General features: G+C 37.7%; 7 protein-coding genes. All 7 read left to right on the top strand.

All coding sequences use genetic code 11. From position 1 onward, the window contains the following. Positions 1-142 precede the first annotated feature (142 nt). The 7 genes from L1D46_RS15135 to L1D46_RS15105 are packed head-to-tail and all read left to right on the top strand — an operon-like array spanning position 143 to position 18707. Positions 143-2356 (top strand): CapA family protein, encoded by a 2214-nt coding sequence (locus tag L1D46_RS15135; RefSeq protein WP_239977790.1) that lies wholly within the window; start codon positions 143-145, stop codon positions 2354-2356. Positions 2357-2365: 9 nt separating this feature from the next. Further along, the gene (locus tag L1D46_RS15130) at positions 2366-4261 is read left to right on the top strand and encodes a hypothetical protein (RefSeq protein WP_239977789.1); all 1896 of its coding nucleotides are present in this window, start codon (positions 2366-2368) and stop codon (positions 4259-4261) included. Further along, positions 4261-7374 (top strand): poly-gamma-glutamate biosynthesis protein PgsC/CapC, encoded by a 3114-nt coding sequence (locus L1D46_RS15125; RefSeq protein WP_239977788.1) that lies wholly within the window; start codon positions 4261-4263, stop codon positions 7372-7374. The genes L1D46_RS15130 and L1D46_RS15125 overlap by 1 nt, the downstream gene beginning before the upstream one ends. Beyond that, a complete protein-coding gene (locus L1D46_RS15120) occupies positions 7361-9628 on the top strand; it encodes a hypothetical protein (RefSeq protein ID WP_239977787.1) in 2268 nt (755 codons plus the stop codon). The genes L1D46_RS15125 and L1D46_RS15120 overlap by 14 nt, the downstream gene beginning before the upstream one ends. Next, the gene (locus L1D46_RS15115) at positions 9618-10361 is read left to right on the top strand and encodes a hypothetical protein (protein ID WP_239977786.1); all 744 of its coding nucleotides are present in this window, start codon (positions 9618-9620) and stop codon (positions 10359-10361) included. The genes L1D46_RS15120 and L1D46_RS15115 overlap by 11 nt, the downstream gene beginning before the upstream one ends. After that, positions 10346-14620 (top strand): hypothetical protein, encoded by a 4275-nt coding sequence (locus L1D46_RS15110; RefSeq protein ID WP_239977785.1) that lies wholly within the window; start codon positions 10346-10348, stop codon positions 14618-14620. The genes L1D46_RS15115 and L1D46_RS15110 overlap by 16 nt, the downstream gene beginning before the upstream one ends. Beyond that, entirely contained in the window at positions 14613-18707 is a 4095-nt protein-coding gene (locus tag L1D46_RS15105) for a poly-gamma-glutamate synthase PgsB (RefSeq protein ID WP_239977784.1), read from the top strand. The genes L1D46_RS15110 and L1D46_RS15105 overlap by 8 nt, the downstream gene beginning before the upstream one ends. Positions 18708-18720 lie beyond the last annotated feature (13 nt).

Here is an 18720-nt window from a genome sequence, read left to right as displayed (position 1 = left end):
CTTCTCATTTTCACCATTTTTGACTGCAATATCTGAATTTTCAGAGCCCTAGACGTGTTGTTCCCACCCCTACGCAATTATAAAATGACCGTAATAATTTTGACCTATTTAAACTAAACTAGGTGTCAGCTTGAGGTGTTAATTGAGAATAGTTATTAATTCTTTGGTGTTAATTCTTTGCGCAACTTTATTATCATGTAAAGTAAAAGACCCCAATGAAGATAAACCACAACAACAAAAGCAAGATTCAATTAGTGACCGTGAAGCATTAATTGCTGGTTCTACTGACGTCGAATTTACTATAACAGATGAGAATCAAGCGCCTCTTAGTAATGTAACTGTTTCTGTAGCAGCTCAAGAGTATCTCTCTGATGTAAATGGACGAGTCTCTATCAATAACCTTTCATTTGGTAACCATGCAATTTTCATTACACAACTAGGCTATTTCCCTAAAGCGAGCATTTTAGTAAATCAGCCTAACTTTTTCACTTCCCATATTCAGTTAGAAACAAAGCCTGCTAACTCAAAGAGTTTGCTATTTGCAGGTGATACAATGTTTGGTCGACGTTTTCTAGACCCCAAGTTAGACACCATGGGTACATCAGTACCTGATGTTAGTAATGCGCTAATTAGACCTGACTCAGCGCGAGAAGACAGTATTGCGATTACCAACCAAGTGGCAGCACTGTTTAGGGCTGCTGACTTTTCATCAGTCAATCTTGAGTCGCCAGTGACGACAATGCCAACGAATGTACACCCAACCAAAGAGTTCAGTTTCTTTTCATTACCAGAATCATTGCAAAGCCTAACTGAAATTGGCATTGATTATGTCGGCCTCGGTAATAATCACATCTATGACTATTTGCAAAATGGCCTTGAAGATACCTTGCTTGAAGTCTCAAGTGCAGGATTTCTTAATAGCGGTGCAGGCCTTAACGACTCTGAAGCATTTAAAACTGTCTCACATAACCTTGAAGATGTTAACTTAACACTTTTTGCAGCAACCACTATTACGGGAAAAGAGCACCAATATACGTATGTCGCTGATGCGAATAAAGGTGGGGCTGCGGATTTGACTAACTCAGAAGAAGTTAGAGCAGTACTTGAGCAACTTGATCCTAATGATTTTGTAATCGCACAAATGCATGGTGGCGATGAATACTCATATACGCCTTCACCCTATATAGGTAGCCGATTTAAGGTTCTTTCTTCGCAGAACACCGATTTATTAATTGGCCATCATCCTCATATTGCTCAAGGGTTTGCTGTATATAATGAAATACCGGCCATATTAGGGTTAGGCAACTTCGTATTTGACCAACCGAGACTTGACACTTTGTTAGGTCTTGCTGTGATGCTTGATCTTGATACCCAAAGCCAAACTATTAATCGCGGCTTTGCCTACCCAATATATTTAGAGGACTATAAGCCTCGATTCACAAACGGTTTTTTAAGTCATTATTTATTGAGAAGAATCGCTGAGCTTTCTGATGATAATATTACCCTTATCCCCCGTGAAAACTACGCAGAGATATACTTTACAGCTAATCAAGCAAGTAAAAAATCTCAGCAAGTGACCATTGATATTGACGCGACTACAGACATCATCGATTTAAGACAGTATTCGCCATCTTCAGCAGCCTATGTTTCATCTATTGAAGTGAACAATGAAGCGCTTGATAACCTTTTACTTGGCCGTGATATTATGGTGTTTGGTGATTTTGAAGATTGGGACAATGACACCGAAGCCTTTGAAGTAAGTCGCTGGGATCACAGCAGTGAAAGTGTTTTACCTTGCACTGATAAGCCACTTAATGGCTTGCAGGCCCTGTGCTCAACGCGTGATAGATTTGATAATACCCCTTCTATTATTCCATTTAGACATACAATGCGAGTCATGGAGTTAACCAATGAAGCAGGCGAGCTTGATCTCAGTAAAGACTTTTCGTTACTGACCTATTTGCAGTCAGAGAACGGTGGACAACTCGAAGCGTTATTGACCTATACCACTGAAATAGATGACCTTACCTTTGCAGAAAACATAATTCCAGTCAGCGAAGGAGGCGATCAGCCATGGCACGCTTTTAGCTATGATTTTAGTTTACCTTCAGATGAACTTACTCTTGGGCCTAAAGAACTCCCACCTCGTGGTGTTAAGTTACAGTTTAGGCACTATCCACCCAATACAGGTGAAGCTATCATTCGCCTAGATGATGTCGCTATGATTAGCTGGCAGCAAAGTATTAACCTAGAAAACGGACAATGGAAGACCGATAAAATGCACGGTTTCGACTTTTTAAAAGTCAATTCAAGTGGTGAGGTAAGTTTAAAGCTTACATTCACTGTACTTGATTAAGGAGGAATTTTGGCTGCATTACAACAGTTGTTGCGATTAACGCGACAAAGAGCCTTTTGGTTCACTGTTTTCTTATTTGCGATTGTGCTGTTTAGTAACCTACTGAACATATTTCAAGCGAGTGATGCATTTTTCTATAAAAAAATAAGCTCGTTTAGTAGCACTCAGAAAACAAACGTTGTGCTCATCACAAGTGAAAGTCTCAGCACTAATCATTCAGACTTAGTCACTCAGCTATCCGAGTATCAGCCAAGAGCAATCATCATGTTAGCTGATGAGCCACTACAGCCTGCAACCAAGGAAGGGGTTTTCTATCCTTATGCTGGTAGTGAGTATTGCATGCCAAAAGTGGAAATTTGGGCAACCTATCAAATGCGTATCCCCGCTGCTGATAATCTTGAATGTGAAAGTGTATGGCAAGCTGTTTTTAATTATAACCATGACAAATCTAAACTGATTAATTTCAGATTAGACGTATCTGCGCTTCCAAAATTTACCGCTAAGCGAATACTTAACTTCGACGTTATGAGTGAACAACTCGAAGATAAAGTGCTCATTGTTGGTCAACAAGCTGCTGAATTTAATGTAAATATACATGCTCCTAAACTTGAAGGCCTAAATGATCCTTTACTTCTTTTTGCTTACATCGCTGATAGTATTGAGAAAAACAGCACTATAAATGAGCTTAATTTTGCTATATCGGTAGTATTTGCACAGGTTTTTGTGTTTACTTTGCTGTTTTTCTATCAAAAAATATCTATAAGTTATTCATTTCTAGTCGCTTTCGGCATAACTATATTTTGGTGTGCTGCCGGCTACTGTTTAGTGAACTTTACAAAACTTTTCATTCCAATTGGTCAATACATCACACTGACCTTTGCAACTTTAATTTGGGTTGTAGTTGCTCGAAAAATTTCTGAAGACAAAGAGCTCACAGCTGATGTAAATAACATTCAGCAGATGATGATGGGCCGTTATATTCCTCAAAGTTTTATTGAGCACCCATCCCCATGGGATCCCATTATTCAATTAATAAGTCAGCAATTAGATCTGGAAAAATCAATCTTTTTAGCCCGTAAAGAAGACGACCACCGAGTAGTTGAAATTCGCGCAATAAATTGCCAACTCGATGATATCCAAGAAATGAGAAGAGACTATCAACGCACACCTTATAGTAATGCGTTAAAGTCATTAGGCATTGTGAAAATAAACCGTCCTTTTTTTAAACATGTCATTAAAGGTGAAATTGAATTCATTGCGCCACTTGTATACGCTGGTGATGTACGTGGCTTTTGGGCTCTATCAATTGTTCCTAACCAAAGCTTTCATCAGCAAGCGTTTGAAAAAAACGTTAATAAGTTTGCAGCCCAAGTTGCTGAGCTCCTATTCCATTACCATATATTTAAAACAACACAGGCTAAGAATCGAACTCTAATTAATAGACTACTTACATTTAAGCTTCACGAATCGGTTAGCCAGAAGGTTAAAAGCTCACTTAATGAAATGGAGCAAAAGCTAACCACCTTAGAAATGGTATTTAACCATACCAGTCCTGCTACAGTGTTATTTAATTTGTTCGGTCAAATTATTCAAACCAATGCTTCTTTAGAGCACTTTGCTAAGCAGCACCAAATTGCTATTTTTGAAACGACAGCCCTTGATTTACTTTGTCGAAGTTGCGCACTTGATATCGAAACTGCAAAAGGGAAATTACGCTACATAACTCTAAATAAAGCCACTGTTGAGCTACCTGCTAACCTAGATAAACATAGTTATACGCTTATTATTAGAGCACTTCATTCCGATAACTCGCAAACCGCATCCGGTGCGCCTTTTCAAGTGTCTGGAATATTATTTGAATTTATTAAAGACACTCCTGAAGTAATTCCGGAGGCTAGACTTTAATGGACTTCGTTTTAGCGCTTTTTCCTGCAGGTAGCGGACTGGGTCAATCCGTTATTACAACTGTTTGGGTCGGGACTGCCGTTGTATGCCTACTCAATTTGCGCTTTGGATTTCCACTTACAGGCCTTGTAGTTCCGGGTTACCTTGTGCCATTACTCATAATTAGCCCCACCTCAGCAGCAGTTATCATTATAGAAGCTATTGTTGTATATGGGTTTATGCGTATAAGTGCAAGTTACTTGATGGAGCGCTTTGGTTACAGTGAAATGTTTGGCAGAGACCGCTTTTTTGCCATCATCTTAATCAGTATCTTAGTCCGTGTTTGTATGGATACTCTATTTTGGCCAATCATAGCTGACCAGTTAAGCCTATGGGATATTACTTTTGATTATGCATCTCAGCTTTATTCTTTAGGTCTTATTATTATCGCATTAACAGCTAACGTAATGTGGAATGGCGGTTTTAAGTATGGTCTGAAAGTAAGTTTTATTCAGTTATTCATCACTTATATATTGGTGCGATTTGTACTCATGCCGTTTACCAATTTTAGCATCGCTAATTTAGGTATAATGTATGAAGCTGTTGCCGCATCTATTATTGCTGCCCCTAAAGCCTATATTATTTTGGTTATTACAGCCTTTTTGGCCTCTCGTGCAAATTTAAAGTATGGCTGGGAATTTAACGGTATCATGCTACCTGCGTTATTAGCTTTACAGCTAACGCAACCAAGTAAAATTTTAACCTCATTTATAGAAACTGCCGTTATATTAACGGTAGGAAGCTCTCTGATTCATTATACTCGCCTAAGGCATGCACATATTGAAGGTGCCAGATTACTGATGCTATTTTTTACCATAGGCTTTATTTTTAAGCTTGTTTTAAACTATATCGTCGTTTGGTTCTTTCCAACGGTTAAAGTAACCGACACCTTTGCATTTGGGTATATGCTCGCTACCTTACTTGCCCTTAAGATTTATCAAAAAAATGCGCTGGGTCTGGTACTTAGAGCTACATTTCAAACTTCTGTAATAGGTGGAAGCCTTGCCATTATTGTTGGCTTTTTAGTCATGCTTGTGCCTTCTTTACTAATAAAACAAAGTATTAGCCCTGAAGCAGAAAACTTACAAGTCATAACACTTAACCAGCAAGTGAGTCAGTATAAAAGCTATTTATATACCACTCGCTCCAATAGAGTAACGGTAAGTAGCTATAAAGCAAGTCAAGCTGTATCTGACTTCAAATATGCTATTTATCAACTGAACAAAGCCATCGAGAATAAGCAAAAAATGGGGCATCTCAGTGCCATGTTCAATTCTATCGGCTTTAAGCTTGTGAGTGATGATAATTATGTATATCTAATAGATATTGTTGAGAATCAACAACGTGGTTTATTTGTAATTAATAAAAAACCACAGACAAATTTAATAATCACTGTGCCCTACCCTATAACTGAGGGCCTTGCTAGTGACTCTGCAGCTCTTATCTTTCAACACTTAAAAAGCAAAGCACTCGTTTTTGGAGCCACAAGGACGCCTCAGGTAACGTTGACGAAAGAAAATCAACAAAGTCCATTTTACCAAGCTTTCATTAATGCATTAGAAATTAATGAGCTGTTACAGGTTCGCGAATCTAACCGTCATACTGCAGCTTTACTCAAAAGCACTCCTAGTGATGTAAAAAGCCAATATTGGATCTTTAATCGACTTCCAGAATCTATAAGTCAGCGCGAGATCCATGAATTTTTAGGCAGTGAAGCAACTTATTTTGGTAAAGCCGCCAAAAGTAGTTTACCAGCAACAGACTTTACCGGGTCTATGCTTGAGGTCTTTCTTGATGGAGATAATTACACCAATATTTTGGCGTATATTTACCGTGAAAATTATCGCTATAGTAATTTAAAACTTAATATTATCAATGAAGATATGGCTCATATTGTCGATGACTTTTCCGCTTATATCAGCAGAAAAGGCAGTTTCAATTATCAGCCATTAACTCACAGCCAAGTAGCCCTTTGGGAATTTGAAGTCTTAACACCACTTTATAAGTTAATTGAGCAAATTGGCAACTCATCACTTAATGAAGATGTATTAAATCACTTAAAACAGATTAATGGCACAGCCGAATTACTCAATTACCAGCTACAACTTGTACAAAATAGTAATGGGCGATACATACTGCTTAGCCCATTGCAAAGTAATGATGCACAGGCTCTTGGGCAAGGTATATATGCATTTTCACTGAGTAAACATGAAGCAATCAGTTTAAGTGTCCCAAGGCCAATATTCGAAGGGAATACGTTAAGTTTCGCAAGTGAACTTTTTACTAATTCAAATGCTGCCAACTTATTAATTGCAGGTGCACATCCCTACGCTCACCCTGAGGCAAATGTTCTTGCAGCAAATAATGTCGGTTCATTATTCAATGTTGTTCATCAAAGCTATTCACGTTTTAAAGCACAACAACCAAGCTTAAACATTCAGATCCGTAGCCACAGTGCGCCATCATGGATCCGCCCTAACGCAATTGCATTTTCAAATACCCAAGTAAGGGATATCGCAACTCCTCTAATGGAAAAGCTCACTAAAGACTTAAGCAGTCTAGGAGTCAGCTATCAAGTAGTAGAAGGTCAAAAAGCCACTAGGGGCCTCGAAATTGGTAGTTCGCCACAATATGGATATCAACAGTTTAATTCAAACAGTGAACTGGCAACCTTATGGATTGCATCTGACTTTAAAGAACAGTTTTCAATTGATCAAAACAGCCTTCTGATGCGCCTTCTCGCTATCTCGAATAACCCGACTGTAACCACAATAAATCTAGCTACTTTGTCGCCTTCAAACTGGGCAGCGCTCACTAGCCATGATAAACAAATAATCCAACGAAAAATTAATAAATATACTGCTGATAAACAAACTGCGGCCTTAAAGACGATATGTTCTGAACTAAATGAGTGTGTATTACAGACAATAAAATTAGAACAGTTGAATAAATTCGTACTGATGATCAAAAAGCAAAATAACCTCATCGCCATCTATAACCCAGCTAGCAATCAACTGATTGATATAGATGTTTTTAACAACATGATGGTTGGAGGCTTTAATGTATCTAATTAAACGCTTCCTAGCCATCTTAGCTATTATCACTGTTTTATTAATCGCCTTATTTACTTGGAATAGCTTTTTGATTTGGCTGGATTCAGCAGAACCGGTAAACCCAAAAACCAGTAAAGAGACTCGCTCAAAAGTTCAATGGTTAAGTACTAAAAAGCCACTGACTTATACATTTTCTAATCAGCGGACTCACTCACTGCGTATACTTTCAAATGCTGTATTTGATCAATCGGTTACTCTTGATAAACCAGTTAATTATGCCATCAAATATACTCTTTATAATGATAAAAAAGAGGTGATCTTAGATGAAACTTACCACCACGCTTCAAAGCTAGTTAACCATAGTGAAGAGCAACAGATCAAACAAATCATTGAGAATAAACAATCGCTTAATGTTGCGTCTGGGCAATCATTTTACCTGCCAATAGCTCATTACCCTACGGCAAAAAGCGTCGCGTTATTACTTATCCCTGAAGAAAAATCAATTCAAGGCGTGGTAGTTCGAGTTCATGCGAAAACCCCCGTTCAAAACGTTGATCCACTTAATAGTTGGTTAAAACGGCCTCTAGATAGACGTAAGCGCGCAACTGATTACCTTACCATGGGTGAAAATACTCTAACAAATACTGAAATAACGAATGCAATGGCATTTTGGTGGCAAAAAATTGCACCACAAGGTATTCCTGAAATCGACTTTAAGTCAGACATTCTATACGAAAGCTTACCGTATAATGTAATTAGTTATGACTTCAGTCAGCAGCAGTATAGCCTTGCAGCTTATTATACTAGAGGTAGTTTGTGTGCCAGTGTCAAGTTAGATGAAAGTGATAGCTTAATTTTCACTGTCAGTGATAACCAAAAACCCCCTTCATTGATCTGGTATGACAAACTTCAGTTTGAAGCGCCAAAAGAAATAAACTTTACTCAAACTGATGAAGTAAACAAGTACAAAACCCCATTACTTAATGCGGGGTTAATTACAATCTGCAGTGAAAAAGAATTGTTAACTCAATGGCGAACAGAGTCTGGGGCAGTTATTTTAACAAGTTATGCTAGCAGTTATTTGATAAACCCAAAAGTGTCAGTTGAATTTGATATCGTCCCTGAAAGCCATCTTAATTTAGAACTTAGAACATTAAATAGCAGCCAAATAGACGTAACTTTATACGACAATAATAAAAAACAAATCGAACGATATGCCGTCACTATAAAAGGTGAAGCATCTAAATTTGACCGGTTAATTGCTAGCAATACCCAGAGACAAGCGGTAGGCATGCTCACATCGTATTACCTACGTACACCGCAACAAGCACGCTATATTAAAGTTGAATCTAGCGACGATGTATACCTGCGTGTAAAGTCAAGACTCGCTAACTTTCATTATCAACGCCGCACTGCACATCAACCGCTTACGACTGAATCAACAGATGGCTTTTATGATATTGCAGCCTGGTATGAGCAAAAAGCAAGTAACCATTACGACTTGGCGCAGCGAGAACATTTCGTAAATATTCGTACTTTCACTCCACCTAGAGATATTGAGGAAACAACAACATACTACCAATCTAAGGAATTATTTAATGTTTTGCCATTATCAAATGTGGCACTTGGTTTAAGTCCAAAACGATATTATGAAAAGCCAGAGCCATCACAAGAATTTAATTTTGGGATCTATAATAACAATCACTACTTCCCCTCTTCTGGCGAAAACGATAACCGACTGATATTAAAAATAAATAACAATAGTGCTAATGAAGTCAAAACCGCTGATATCTCTTTGTCAGAAAAAATGAAATTAATTGATGAAGCAAATACTGTTTATCAAAATTGGTACGGTCATCGCCCTTGGGTAAAACAACGCCTTTACCAATTAGATAAAAATAAGCCAATTAAGCTGCTTTATTCGAAGAACAAACACCCAATAAGCATTGTCTTTAAAGCATTTCGTACTCAAAGTAATAAACCTATTACATTGAGTCTTGAACATACTGCTAATTACAAACTTGGCCTGACTAGTGAGTACAGTATTGCAAAGCAAAGTTATCAGCTACATAACTCTGAGCTATTAGAATCATTTTTAATTCACCCTAAAAAGAGCCAATTAGCTAGCTATCCTAGCGTTACATTCAAAGTCGCTAATGATATAGATTCTTTGCAGTCCGTGACTTTAACCTCTTCCGAAACGATTTGGCTATCAATACTTGAAGAGTATCTTGTAAAGGATCAAAAAGTAAGGTGGTGGAATAATGAACAATAAAATTATCGTTACTGTTCTTATATTATTTACCGCTGCATATTGTGAGGCCGCTCAGCTAGAAAAACTCACTTCCAGCCTACGAGTTTGGTTGAATAACCAACAACGTGTACCAGAGCACTTTTCCATTAAGAATGGGGCTTTAGTAGCCAATAAGTCTCTTTTTTCGGGTGGTGAAATACATTTTAAAGAAAAAGGGAACACCTGTATTTCTTATGCTCCACATAGATATTTTGATAAACACACATTGCAAATTGCTAAAGCCTTATTTAGTGAGTGCCAAGTGTTATTGACTAATACGAAACACCGAAATAGCCGTGATGCCGATGGCAAAATAATCGATTTTAGCAAATATAAAAATAGCAGTAGTAACGCATTTATACTTGCGTACAGCAGTTCAGTTAAATCATTTTCGATTTATCAAATCCATGGGTTTGCAAAGGAAAAGCGAACCACAGAGCAAGGACGAAAAGCAGATATTATTTTAAGCGAAGGCCATGTATTCGCCTCTAAACGAACTTTAGACATTGCTCAATGCCTCATTAATAAGCTAGGTATTAATGCATTGGTTTATGGGCGCGATGTGCATGAGCTAGGTGGAACACACAATGTTCTTAATTCGCTGGCTCCTGTTAATAGTCAGTTTTTCCATATCGAGTTAAGTCGCGAGCTGCGAGAGCAGTTAATAATTAACAACCAACTTTTAAAGCAGTTTAGCCTATGCCTTACTTCATAATAGCCTTTATAACATTAACGCTGCTAGCCTATAAACCAGCTCTTGCCGTACAACAAGAGCATGCTGTTCTGCAGCCTCCTATCTGGTTAAAAACCTCTCCAAAGCTAGACGTGCTCGCAACCACACAAGAGATGCAATTTGATTCGTATGAGCATCAATATTTATGGCTACCCGAAGGGCACTGGTTAGAGTTCAACCCTGAGTTATTCGACAAGTTCATTATGAGTGTGGGTAACACACAATATATACAGCAACGAGTTCAAATGGATCGTGACTTATTATGTTTAGAAAAACGGTGTCAACTTCCTGCTCTTGGGCATAACCGTGTTGTAGCGATTCAAAACCGCCAAAATGAGCGGGCTGAATTTTCTGCGCAAGTCGGTCACTATCAAACCACTGTTGATAGCTTTAAACGAGCCCTAAAACTTGCTAAGCCATCAGTATTACTTTCTTCAAGAAAAGGCAGCGAACGGTTTTATAAGTTCGATAAAGGTGATGAGGTCACTCTATATTTTCCTGATGCAAAAAAAATTAAGCTTTCGGTCAGAAAGAATATGGAGTCTTTAGATAGCCATGGTGCTGTCTATGCCTACACAGATGAAGTTCTTACTGCAAAAGTTAACATCATCAATAACCCGGCCCTTGAATACCAAAACCAAAATGTTGGCTTGGTGAATAGTGACTATTTAGCTATTGATGCGGGCCAATATTTAACCATTAAAAGCTATGCCGATTCGTATGTAAAAATATCGCAAAGCCACAGAGCCATATACGATGATTCGACAGCCATAAAAGTTGAAGAAAAACTACTACTCCCCTACTGGTTAAAAACTGCCAATGATGCAATGGAATCAGTTTACAATGAGTATTCGCTGAATGTTTTTAGTGACAGTGTATTTACAAAAAATAACTCCCTCGCAGTTAAGCGCTACTATGATTTGCTTGGCTTAATGTCCACACAAACTTTACTAGAAGGGAGCAGCGTAGTTCATGCTTCGAGCCAATCAAAAAAACGGCTAATTACTGAACTTGAAGAGCAAAGATTAGTTGATGATCAATTTTATCCACGCATTAATAAACAGGTCAGACATATTACGTCGCTTTCACAGATGGCTTTGAATTTTGACTTATTAAGCCAAAAACGAGTCACGCCGTGGCTTACCTTTGTTGCCCGTAGTAATAAAGACAGTCAATTTAAACTTAATGTTGGTGATAAAAGCTGGTTGATTAATGTTAAAGCTACAAAAGAATACCAAACAATTCACGTCTCAGTGCCATTAAACAGCAAAACGATGACAATTCAGAAAACCACTGATGATGTGCCTGGTATTGATTTTGCTGTTTATGCCAGGACACTTACAGATTTTCCAAGTAATGAAGTACTTTATTTACAACCGGGAATCCTTTCTGAAAAAAGCCCTATTACAGCAGAGCTAATAACTGAGCACTTAAGGAAATTATATAGTGACTATTTAGCGCTAATTGAGCCTTATGCCCCAGCAAGAAGAAAAATTAAATTAGTTAATTGGCAGCAATCTTTGCTAACAGCTAAAGACTTAGCTAAGTCAGCACCTTTAGATGCGCTTGCCTTTTTAAAACCATTAACTCAAAACCCAAATCCACAGGTTGCTATTGAAGCATGGCAAATTAAAATAAATATTTTGCGTGAACAACAACAGTTTCATCTTGCAACAAGTTACTTAGAAGGACTATACAAGAGTACTCAACAAAGGGAATTACAGGAGTTTGCTTTAAAGTCTCTATTAAAAACCTACCAAGATGAGCACCAAGAAATAAAGTTGTTTGCTCTGTGCGCAGGAAACCAAAGCTTATTGGAAGAATGTAATAGTATTCTCACTAAGCTTGCAACTAAACAACAGAAAAATAGACTCGCAATATGGCTTTTAAACAAAAAGGATGAAACTCACACAATTAAGCAAGCTTATATGGCACTTGACTACCACAGTTTAAGTCCTGGATTAAAAGCTGAAGATAAGCAATATGAATTACTTTCTGGAGCCCAAGAAACATTAATAAACTCTCAAGGAAAATTGCAAAACACTGTGCTTTCACAGCATATGCCCTGGAAGTACACTGCGATAGAAGCGGTTAATTTAAGTATAAAAGCGCGCACAGAAGCCAAACAAAACGGCGAGTATCAAACTGCTTGGTTAAAGGCTGATAGTCAATACCAACATAAATTAATGCCAATATACAGCGATATTCCATCAACAACACTCATTGTTGAAAGCCAAAAAGCGGCTTCTGTTGCATCAACAATGATTGTGAGTCTGAAAGCAGGAGAGACACTCACTCTATCAGCTGATCAGAAAGCCTTTATAGAGTTTAAAAATATACCTGACGCATTATATGAAGCTTTTGATTACCGCTCTGATGCTGCAAACCAGCTTGCTACAGACGATATTATGTCATTAGTTTATGCCTATGATGCCACACAAAACGACCTTTTAATTAATGGCTTATATCTATTATCTAAAAAGCGTTTAAACAATAATGAATATACGCAACTATTACAGCGAATAGCTACAATTCCTGCGAGTGCCTCATCGACCTTTTTACAAAATAGAATAGAAAGTTTTGGCCACTGGCAACCCTTAGATAGCCTAATCGATTATGCAGGTACGCGTCTTTTTAATATTCAAAGTACAGCACAAACTAGCTTTGCTGATAGGTTTAACCAATTCAAGACGCATCTAAAAAATAATGATGGTTTATTGATTCGCCCATTTCATACCCTTTATATAGATTTGGCCGAAACAGAGGCAGAACAAATTCGCTTTGTATTTAATTTTTCTACCGCAGAGCTTGCCCAAGCTAATGTGGCAAACTTATCCATACAACTGGCTAACAGTTTAAAAATATGGTCTGTTACGGAGCAGCAAAGCATTCCCTTTACATTTAATAAACGGGAGTTAGATAATAATGTCATTGCCCTACACTGGCTTAACCCCTATTTATCTCAACAACTAAAAGTTGAAGTACAGCAATATATTGCGGGTCGGTGGAGAAAGGTAGAATTACCTACAACGCTACTATTTTATTCTGTTATTCCCACTACCCCTTTGCTTGCGACTTTAAATGCAGATCGTTTAATCAAGTTAGAAAAGATAAATAGCTATAGTCGAAGTGAACGCCAATTTTTCCATCCTGCAGGCAAAATTGAAGTCAAATCATCGGAACTTGAACATGTTCGCCTGTATACTTGGGAGCTTAGTGATCTCAATAATAAGATTTCAGAATTTACACAAGCACAAATTCCTTTGCCTGATTTAGTAACTTATCGAGTACCAGAAAAGCAAACAATTGTAAGTGATCAAAAGTCATTTCAAAGTGATGATCTTAATTGGCAAGGTTTTATACAATTTGACCAACAAGAAATATTTCAAACCGCTGAAAATATCCCAACCCAACAGAGCATTGATATTGGCGCTCGTTTACGTATTAACGACGACAATGATTGGTACCAATTAGAAGGTTACTACTCATTTAGTAAAGAACAAACGGATCTAATTGCACTCATTGGTTACTATTCATGGCAAGATGATACAACTCCTTGGTATGTTGATGCGCAAATTCAAAGCCGTTGGCAACCAAGTCATAATGGATTTGATCTTCAATATGCCCTTGATAGTAGTTTCAGTGTAGGACAAAAATGGCAACGTGATTCTTCGCATCGTCACCAATGGCAGCTAACTCCATTTATTCGTTACAGTAGTGCTGATTTAAATGATTACCTCAGTGACGACCTACTTAATTCAAATGTATTTAATTTTTACCGTGAAAACCATGCCTCGGGATGGCAAGGGTTTTATCAATATCGTTATCACCCTTGGGTCGATAATTATTTAAATTTTGGTGTGTCATCAAGCTCAAACGATGATTGGACGAGCTTAGACTATCTGCACTTCAACACCAGTTGGAATCAATATTATCAAGATCACATTTTCCAACTTGGCATTGATAGCTATTACCGCTTTAAAGATGAAAACCGTGCCACAGCTACGTGGCAATACATCACACAGTTTGCTTGGCAAACACAAATTAGTTTAGGTGATTTTTCACATGGTTGGCTAAAGGTGCGACTACAACAGGATTGGGTATGGGACAACCACAATATTAGCATCGAGTTTTCATCTGGTAACAACCAACATACCGGATTTACCCCTTTTGCCCATGATGAAATCATTTTCCCAGCACTTCAATTAAATCATTTGCTAGAGCACACTGACTATGAGTAACCACTTACTTACAAAACGCCTTGAAAACTTGCTTTTCGCAGACATTGCCAGTTTTTGGTTAGACTTATATCGCCAAAAATACCGCGAACTAGTTGATGAATTAAGTGAATGGGAATTAATAAAAAATCAGCCTGATGACTATGAGGAAGATGATTGGTTACTACTGCAAACTATTTCATTTTTAACTCATAAAATTGATACCCTACAAAGTCAATTAATCAAAATTGATGCCGATCACAGGCGCTTTATCGAGCGTTTAAATCATGCCGAATTAAAAGCTGAGCGTGAGTTTCATATTCTCGATTACGCGTATACTTTAGGTGCAAACCGAGAACAATTAAAAAAAGATCAAGATGCTTTTCAACGCTGGTTTGATGAGGGAGCTATCATCAACAGATACCAAGATAAACTCTCTGAACTTGAGCAATCTCTTAAGTTTTTAATAGGTAAACTGGGTGATTTAACTAATCGCTATTTACGGATCCACTCGGGGGAAATAACCAAATCATGGTTAACACTCAATTTAGAAAGCTTCTTTTTGGGGCTACTAGAAAAAAGTGAGAACGAAGCTATTCGTAACTCTATTTTTCGCGCCCTTGCCAACCAGGTAAACTTAATTAGCGAATATGTAAGTGAAACTCAATTCGATTCTGATCTTGTTGAGCTGTTATTACTATCTCTTGAAAAACAATCAACCCCACATGCTGCAAAAGTAGATATTTTAGAAATTCTGATCAATTTAAGACCCACTTTTACTCACTATTTTATGCGCTCTCAAATTGATTTAGATGTTTTACCAAATGAAAAAATCGAAGCTCAGCACCTGTTTTTATTGGCGTCATTTTCAAAAATTATATGTAAACAGCCTAAATTAAGTGAAGCTAATTATAAGCTTCTCATTTTACTTGCTAAGCATACTTACCCTCGAGTAAGGCAAAGCGTCATTGAACAATGCGCATTGTTACCCAGGGCATTTGCTCTCAAACTATTAACAGTTCGGCTCCAAAAAGAAACCCATGAAGCGGTACGACTAACACTCATTAAGCAATTAACAGATCCTCGTTTAACCAAAGAGTTGCAAGTTTTTCACATATGGCGAAAACAACTGAAAATTGCACAAAGCTTTGCCCAGAAGCGTTTATTACTCGAGTTAACGCCAAGGATAATGTTCAACTTACAAGTTGATTATGATCAGCAAAGCCAAGCAGATATATTGTTTAAGTCTTTTATCAATGTCTTAAATACGCAGCTTGAAAATGAGAAAGATACTGCCGTAAAGCGAATTATTAGCCGTGTTAGAGAGCAGCTTGTCAGCTTTGTTTACCAGCAACAAGTCGCTGAGCTCGAGTTTAACTTAAACTCAAACTTTACCATTAATTTAAACTCTGAATGGGTTGAGCAAGATTTATTAGGCCGACTTTTGAGTAAGCAAGCGCAGAATAATGAAGCCTTTAATGTAGCAATGAAAAATAAAGGCTGGCAAATACAACGAGGTTACAGGCGGGGCTTTCGTTTTTGGCGGCTATGGCATGAATTTAAAAATCCAAGTACAGGTAAACGCCAAAGCTTTAATCATGTACAAGCCAGAAAACCAAGAGCATTTATGCATGTGCCGAGCTGCACCGTCGCGGAGATTAGCCAAACGGAGGTACCTGGAGAGCCCCGGTTTGATGCTAAACAGTTTAGTGCTCGACCTCATTTACCTATGTTAGATTTTCTACTGAGTACATTGTCACAAGACAATCTGAAAACGCCTGCTAAATCGTTCACTCCTGATGGTATTTTAATCGTCACCCCCCCCTGTAACGTACTCCAACGCATGTTTGCGTATAGCTGGATTTCTTTCAACTTTGAAAAATTAGATGATTTACGAAATGGTTCTGACCACGAACAACAAGACTTTCTAGAGTTAATAAAAGCAAGAGGCTTCACACTTGATTTCCAACAATATGGATCCGTGCTTAATGCCGAATTCCCTGTTGAGCCGAGTATTACCAACTTATATCAAAAACTATCCCTCACGCCCTTCTTGTTTAATATGTGGTCAAGCTTTAAAGAATATGCCTATTCGCTTTATCAAAATAGTATTGGTCAACTGATCTTTTTCGTTATGGCTTTCTCAGCCTACTTTTGGGCTCGCCACATAAAAATAAGTAGGCAAATAAAGTCAGATAGAGCCAAAATTCCCGTTTCAATCGGGGGTTGGGGAACACGAGGAAAGTCAGGAACTGAACGATTAAAAGCAGCATTATTTAGTAGTTTAACTCTTAAAGTGATTAGTAAAACAACAGGTTGTGAAGCAACTCTTATTTATGCAAGAGCAAGTGGAGAGCAATTCGAAATTCCATTATTCAGACCTTTTGATAAAGCGAGTATTTGGGAACAAAGCGATGTTTTGCATTTTGCAACAAAAGTAAAAGCCGATGTATTTCTTTGGGAATGTATGGGATTGACCCCGCGCTATGTAAAAATATTAAGGAATTGGATGGATGATAACTTTTCAACTATTACCAATGCTTACCCAGACCATGAGGATACATTAGGTCCAACAGGAATTGATGTTGCAAATGAAACAAGCCATTTTATCGGTGAGAATAGTTTAGTGTTCACCAGCGAACAAAATATGAACCCAATTCTTGAATTAAATGCAAAACAAAAAAACGCTAACTTAATTCAAGTTCACTGGGCCGATGGTTTGCAAATAACTGATGACATTCGCTCTTTATACCCCTACCAGGAACATCCATCCAATATAGCACTCGTGTGCAAAATGGCGGAACATATCGGCTTAAATAAAGATTATGTATTCAAAGAAACATCCGCACGAATAGTGCCTGATATTGGCGTATTAAAGCACTTTACTGAAGCGCCTATCGGAAAAATTAGTCAATCGTTCGTCAATAGCATGTCTGCAAACGAACGCTTAGCTACATTAGAAAACTGGCAGCGCCTTAAGCTTGAAAGATTAAATAACGACCCAAAAAACCAGGTAATCGCGCTTATAAATAATCGTAACGACCGTGTCGCGCGCTCAAAAGTTTTTGCTGCGATGCTCAGTAATGACCTACGTTTTGACCGTATTGTGGTAATAGGAAGTAATGTAGAGGGATTCTACAGTTACTTTCTCGATGCATTTATAGAAAGAGTAGAAAAGTTAATTGAAATTAATGATCTCGAAAGCCTAGATAAGCTTCTAGAGCAATTTAATTTACTCACCAGAGCTGAAGTTAGAGCAAGGTTTAGAATTGCATATGGCAGTGTAGCAGCTGAGAATTTACTTACACTTAGCGAGGGGGTTGTTAATAAATCTTACATAAAAGAGATCACAGGAGAGATCCCTGATCAAGAACTAACCACAATTCTCTATACCCTGCGTATTTATTATCAGCGTATGCACCTGGATTACCTAAAAAGTGATATCGCAAAGAATAGTAAAGAAATAAAAGAACGCTTGATTTCCATCCTCCAATCTAAAGTCACATTACTTGACTATAGCAATATATCTGCAGATGAAATAACCAATTCGATTGCGGATTTAGCTTTGCCCAATACTCATCAGGTCGTTGTTGGTATGCAAAACATTAAAGGAGCAGGGTTAAATTACGTTTATGCCTGGCAGCAATGGCAAAAAATATCACAAACTATTACGAATATGCTGAGTAAGCACTGCACAGCTAAAGAGTTCAGAACGGCATTAACTAGTTTAAATATGATAGTGTCATTTAACTTACTTGAAACTGACTACTTAAAACAAAAGTTAGATATATTGAAGAAAAGTCAGCTTGCTCAAAATGAGTTCTGCCAAGCAGAAATAACGACTCTTCAAGAAAAAGTTAATGAGGAGTATTTAAAAGTAGACGAAGAAAATTCGCAATCTCGCCCTACTCGTTACTTTAACCAAGTGATCGAATCATTTTTAGATGCAGGTGCTGCTGTAAAACGTAAAAAACGTGCTATTCAAATATACAATGATATAGCAGAACAGCGCATAACATTAGAAAAAGCAATTAAATTACTTAGCGAGATGAACCGTAACCAAAAGTCAGGTTGGTTCACAAATAAACGAAAACTTTACGACAAAAAATAAGAGAACTTTATTA

It is taken from the genome of Pseudoalteromonas sp. Isolate3 (genome assembly GCF_022398505.1).
Taxonomy (GTDB): Bacteria; Pseudomonadota; Gammaproteobacteria; order Enterobacterales; family Alteromonadaceae; genus Pseudoalteromonas; species Pseudoalteromonas apostichopi.
This window is presented reverse-complemented; position numbering and strand designations above follow the sequence as displayed.

What these genes read in the sequence shown, in the direction of transcription:
- L1D46_RS15125 (WP_239977788.1), top strand. Translation starts at nt 4,261, where the DNA reads ATGGACTTCGTTTTAGCGCTTTTTCCTGCAGGTAGCGGACTGGGTCAA.
- L1D46_RS15120 (WP_239977787.1), top strand. Translation starts at nt 7,361, where the DNA reads ATGTATCTAATTAAACGCTTCCTAGCCATCTTAGCTATTATCACTGTT.
- L1D46_RS15115 (WP_239977786.1), top strand. Translation starts at nt 9,618, where the DNA reads ATGAACAATAAAATTATCGTTACTGTTCTTATATTATTTACCGCTGCA.
- L1D46_RS15110 (WP_239977785.1), top strand. Translation starts at nt 10,346, where the DNA reads ATGCCTTACTTCATAATAGCCTTTATAACATTAACGCTGCTAGCCTAT.
- L1D46_RS15105 (WP_239977784.1), top strand. Translation starts at nt 14,613, where the DNA reads ATGAGTAACCACTTACTTACAAAACGCCTTGAAAACTTGCTTTTCGCA.